Below are 4,926 nucleotides of genomic sequence, written 5' to 3' on the forward strand. Positions count from 1 at the left end.
GTGCGCGTGGACCGTTCCGGTCCACGCGCACCCCCGACGTCGACATCATGACTCACACCACACGACAAGGGTTCCCCGCCCGGCCGGGAGCCCGCTTCGGAGCCCTGACCCGGATCGCCGCGCTCCCCGTCGCCACCGTGCTCGTCCTGGGCCTGGTGGTGGCGTCCCTGTTCGTCGGCGTGTACGACATCGGGGGCCAGGAGTTCGGGGCCGAGATGTTCTGGATCACGCGGATACCCCGCACGTCGGCGCTCGTCCTCGCGGGCTGCGCCATGAGCGTGTCGGGGTTGATCATGCAGCTCATCACCCAGAACCGCTTCGTGGAACCCACGACCACCGGCACCACCGAATGGGCCACGCTCGGACTCCTGCTGACCGTGATCGTCGCCCCGCAGGCCACCCTGTCCACCCGGATGGCGGTGGCGAGCTGCTTCGCGTTCGTCGGCACCCTGGTGTTCCTCACCATCCTGCGTCGGGTGGCGCTGCGTTCCTCGCTGATCGTCCCCCTCATCGGGATCATGCTCGGCGCGGTCGTCTCGGCGTTCACCACCTACCTGGCGGTCTCGACCCAGCTGCTCCAGATGCTCGGCACCTGGTTCACGGGCAGCTTCACCAGCGTGGTGCGCGGCCGGTACGAGTTCCTGTGGGTCGTGGCGATCGTCGTGGTGATCGCCTACGTGGTCGCGGACCGGTTCACGGTGGCCGGGTTGGGCAAGGATGTGGCGACCAACGTGGGGGTCAACTACAACCACGTGATGCTGGTGGGCACCACCCTCGTGGCGATCGCCAGCGGGATCACGACCGTCGTCGTCGGGTTCCTGCCCTTCCTGGGCCTCGTCGTCCCCAACCTGGTCTCGATGGTCCGGGGCGACAACCTCCGGTCCAACCTGCCCTGGGTGTGCCTCGGTGGCATCGCCATCGTCACGCTCTGCGACATCGTGGGACGGGTCATCCGGATGCCGTTCGAAATCCCCGTCTCGATGATCCTCGGCATCCTCGGTGCCGCGGTCTTCATCACGCTTCTCCTGAGGCAGCGTCGTCATGGCTGACACCAGCACATCCCTCCCCACCCGTCCCGCTCACGCCCCCGACGTCGACCGGGACCGGCGGAGCGCACCCCGGCTCTGGCCGAGGTTCGCCGTTCTCGGCCTGGTGGCCGTCGCCGCCGTGGTCGGGGTCCTGGTGTGGAACATCCCCTCCACCCCGGGGAGCCGGGGTTTCTGGCTCGCCGTCGAGATGCGGTTCACCACCGTGGCGACCATCCTGATCGTCGCCTGCTGCCAGGCGGTCGCCACCGTGCTGTTCCACACCGCGACCAACAACCGCATCCTCACCCCCTCGATCATGGGGCTCGAGGCCGTCTACGTGGTCATCCAGACCGCGCTCGTGTTCTTCTTCGGCGGTGCCGCCGCGGCGGCCACCGACGGGCTGGCCAAGGTCGCGATCCAGAGCCTGCTCATGGTGGGTTTCGCGACCGTGCTCTACACCTGGTTGTTCTCGGGACGGCGCGGGAACCTGCACGTGATGCTGTTGGTCGGGGTCGTCCTCGGCGTCGGTTTCGGCTCGCTGTCCTCGTTCATGCAGCGGTTGCTCACGCCGAGCGAGTTCGACGTGCTCTCGGCGCGGCTGTTCGGCAACCTGAGCATGTCCAACGAGGCGTACCTGCCGTGGGCGGCGCTGGTGATCGCGATCGCGCTCGGCGTCGTCTGGCGGCGGCGCCACCACCTGGACGTGATCGCGCTGGGCCGGGACACGGCGACGAACCTCGGTCTGCGCTACAAGCGCGAGGTCACCGTGCTGCTGATCCTCACCTCGGTGCTGATCTCGATCTCCACGACCCTGGTGGGGCCGATGACGTTCTTCGGGTTCATCGTCGCCACCCTCGCCTACCAGTTGACGGGTTCGTCCCAGCACCGCCACGTGCTGCCCTTCGCGTTCCTCCTCAGCGTCGTCACCCTGCTCGGCGGCTACTTCGTGCTCCGCCACGTGTTCTACGCGGCCGGGTTGCTGTCGGTCATCATCGAGTTCGCGGGTGGGCTCTTCTTCATCGTCCACCTGCTGCGGAAGGGCGCCCTGTGATCACCCTGTCGGACGTCACCAAGACCTACGGGGACACCACGGTCCTCGGCCCGCTCACCCTGAGCGTCCCCGGCGGGGGCATCACCGCGCTCGTCGGACCGAACGGGGCGGGCAAGTCCACGATGTTGACGATCATCGGCCGGTTGACCGAACCGACCACGGGTACCGTCACCATCGGTGGGCACGACATCACCCGGACCCCGAGCCGCGAGCTCGCCAGGACGGCATCGATCCTCCGGCAGGAGAACCACTTCGTCACCCGGCTGACGGTCCGGGAACTCGTGGGTTTCGGGCGGTTCCCGCACTCCCGGGGACGCCTCACCCGCGAGGACCACCGGCACGTCGACCAGGCCATCGAGTTCCTGGACCTGGGCGAGCTGGAACACCGGTACCTCGACCAGTTGTCGGGTGGGCAGCGGCAGCGCGCCTACGTGGCGATGGTCCTCGCCCAGGACACCGACTACATCCTGTTGGACGAGCCGCTGAACAACCTGGACATGCGGCACGCCGTGGCGATGATGAAACAGCTCAGGAAGGCGGCGGACGAGCTCGGGAAGACGATCGTCATCGTCATCCACGACATCAACTTCGCCTCGGCCTACGCCGACCACATCATCGCCCTCACCCGGGGCAGGGTGGCCCAGGCGGGACCGCCGTCGGAGCTGATGACGCGGTCCACGCTGGAGGAGGTGTTCGAGACCCCCGTCGAGGTCCGCCGTGACGGCCCCCACCCCCTGGCCGTCTACTACCGGTAGCCGGGCCGGGGGGAGGTCCCCGGTGCGCGGTGCGGTCGCGGACCGTCGACACCGGGAGGGGCGGGTCGGAGGCTGCCGGCCCGGAGGGGTGCTCGCCGGGCGACGCCGCCACGGGGAGGGAGAACGAGGCTGGCTGGAACTCCACCGCCGGCACCGGCGGGCCCGGAGGTCCGCCGGCGGGGCTCACCGGACCGGTGGAGGTCTCACGTCCTTCCCGTTCCCGCCTGGGCCCTCGACTCCGGCTCGGAGGGGGTCGCGCCCCCGGCTCTCGTCCGCCGCGACCCGAGGACGAGGAACGCCAGCGGCACCGCGAGGACACCGGTCGCGGTGGCCGCCAGCGGGAGGTCGCCGGCGCTGGTGCCGGCGCCGAGGAGCGCGCTGCCGAGCGCGGACCCGGCCGACGCGCCGAGGTACATGGCGGCCATCTGGAAGGCGACGACGGAGGTGGTGCGCTCCTGGCGGGACCGGGTCAGGACGTCCTGGAGCACGGGTACTCCACCCCAACCGCAGGCGCCCCAGAGGGCGATCGCCACCAGCCAGGCGGCGGGACCGTCGAGGAGGGCCAGCGCGGCGAACGACGCCACCAGCAGGACGGCGACGCCGGGCAGCAGTCGGCGCGAGCCGAGACCGTCGATGAGCGGGCCCGCCACCATCGACCCGGCCACGCCGCCCACACCCCAGGCCCAGACGAAGGTGAACCCCCAGGACCCCACCCCTCGTTCGGCCGCCATCGGGAGCAGGTAGGTGTACAGGCCGAGACTGGCCAGGCCGAACACGAAGGCGAGTGCCACACCGATGGCCACCTGGGGGGTGAGGATCACGGCGACGCGGGCACCGCCCGCGTCCAACGGGGGCATGGCCTGGGAGCGCAGCAACACGGCGAGCATGCTGACCAGTCCGACGGCGACGACGAGGCCCATCGTCCAGCGCCACCCGACGTGGTGGCCGATGAGCATCCCGGTGGGCACGCCAGCGACCGTTCCGGCCGAGAGGCCGAAGGTGACCAGGGCCATCGCCCTCCCCCGCCGTTCGGTCGCCACCAGTGCCGCGGCGGCACTGGTGGCCAGGGCGGTGAGCACGCCGGCTCCGACGCCGGAGAGGACCCGCGATGCGAGGAACACCTCGAGGTTGGGGGCGACCGCGGTGATCAGGTTGCCGGCGTTGAAGACGCCGAGCGCGACGAGCAGTCCCCGCCGGGTGGAACCCGCGACGAACCTGCCGGACAACAGGGGGCCGGCCACGGCGTAGGCACCGGTGAAGGCGGTGACCCCCAGACCGATGGCGCCGACGGTGGCGGTGAGCGAGTCGGCGATCTGGGGCAGCACCCCGGCCAGGACGTAGGCGTCGATCCCGAGCGACACGGCCGCGACGACCAGCGGCCACACCGTGCCGATCACCTGGTCCCGTCCTCGTCCTCGTGGTCGCCGGGGACGTGGTGGGGGTCGTACCCGGCGAGGACGATGCCGACCAGCCCGGGGAAGCGCTCCTCGAGATCCCGTTCCCGCAGCCGGATCATGCACTTGCGCCCTTCGGCGCGGACGTGGACCACTCCGGACTCCCGCAGCAGGCTGGTGTGGTGGGTCAGGGTCGAGCGCGGCAGGTCCGGCCCCAGTTCCACGCTGTCCACCTCGCCCTCGGCGGCGAGTTTGCGCACCATCGCCAGTCGCAGCGGCTCGCTGAGCGCGAAGAGCACGCGTGGCAGCGCGATGTCCTGGCGGTCCGGATGTTCGTAGGTCCGGGACGGGCTCACGACCACACTCCAATCGTTCGAAAATTCTCGCACCATAATAGTGCGAGAATTTTCGAACGATCAAGCTTCGGTCGGGGGATTCCTCGGTCCCGCCGAGGCGGCGCGCGGCCGGGGGACGGTCCGGGGCCCGCCCGTCACTCCGAACCAGGTTCACCGTCCACGACGATCCGACGACACGGCGTCCCGACAGCCGAGCCGCCGTCGCGGCCCCGGCCGGTCAATGGCTCCTCCGAACGGTCGCCCCAGGCCCGTGTCCACCACCGACCGCCGCCTGACCGGACCAGGCAGCGGACCGCCTCGGCTGACCGTGCGCGGCCCCAACCCCACCCCCGGTGCGCCCCC

The 4,926-nt window shown here is 70.5% G+C and carries 5 protein-coding genes; 3 read left to right on the forward strand and 2 right to left on the reverse strand.

Annotated elements, in window-relative coordinates:
- From ACTIDRAF_RS0207615 to ACTIDRAF_RS0207625, 3 genes are all read left to right on the forward strand, one after another.
- A partial coding sequence (locus ACTIDRAF_RS0207615) for an ABC transporter permease (RefSeq protein WP_016698132.1) occupies nucleotides 1-1,049 on the forward strand: 1,049 nt, incomplete at its 5' end.
- Entirely contained in the window at nucleotides 1,042-2,079 is a 1,038-nt protein-coding gene (locus ACTIDRAF_RS0207620) for an iron chelate uptake ABC transporter family permease subunit (protein ID WP_016698133.1), read from the forward strand. The genes ACTIDRAF_RS0207615 and ACTIDRAF_RS0207620, both read left to right, overlap by 8 nt.
- Nucleotides 2,076-2,834, forward strand: a complete 759-nt coding sequence (locus tag ACTIDRAF_RS0207625) for an iron ABC transporter ATP-binding protein (RefSeq protein WP_016698134.1) — start codon at nucleotides 2,076-2,078, stop codon at nucleotides 2,832-2,834. The genes ACTIDRAF_RS0207620 and ACTIDRAF_RS0207625 overlap by 4 nt, the downstream gene beginning before the upstream one ends.
- Nucleotides 2,835-3,037: 203 nt before the next feature.
- Here the strand turns inward: ACTIDRAF_RS0207625 and ACTIDRAF_RS0207630 are convergent, their stop codons facing one another.
- The gene (locus tag ACTIDRAF_RS0207630; RefSeq protein ID WP_016698135.1) at nucleotides 3,038-4,231 is read right to left on the reverse strand and encodes an MFS transporter; all 1,194 of its coding nucleotides are present in this window, start codon (nucleotides 4,229-4,231) and stop codon (nucleotides 3,038-3,040) included.
- Nucleotides 4,228-4,584: an ArsR/SmtB family transcription factor gene (locus ACTIDRAF_RS0207635; RefSeq protein ID WP_035292986.1), complete on the reverse strand. Its 357-nt coding sequence runs from the start codon at nucleotides 4,582-4,584 to the stop codon at nucleotides 4,228-4,230. Before ACTIDRAF_RS0207635 ends, ACTIDRAF_RS0207630 begins: the two co-directional genes overlap by 4 nt.
- Between the last annotated feature and the right edge of the window lie 342 nt (nucleotides 4,585-4,926).

This window comes from Actinoalloteichus spitiensis RMV-1378 (genome assembly GCF_000239155.1).
Lineage (GTDB): Bacteria > Actinomycetota > Actinomycetes > Mycobacteriales > Pseudonocardiaceae > Actinoalloteichus_B > Actinoalloteichus_B spitiensis.

Coding starts and splice junctions, on each gene's coding strand:
- ACTIDRAF_RS0207620 (WP_016698133.1), top strand. CDS start 1,042: ATGGCTGACACCAGCACATCCCTCCCCACCCGTCCCGCTCACGCCCCC.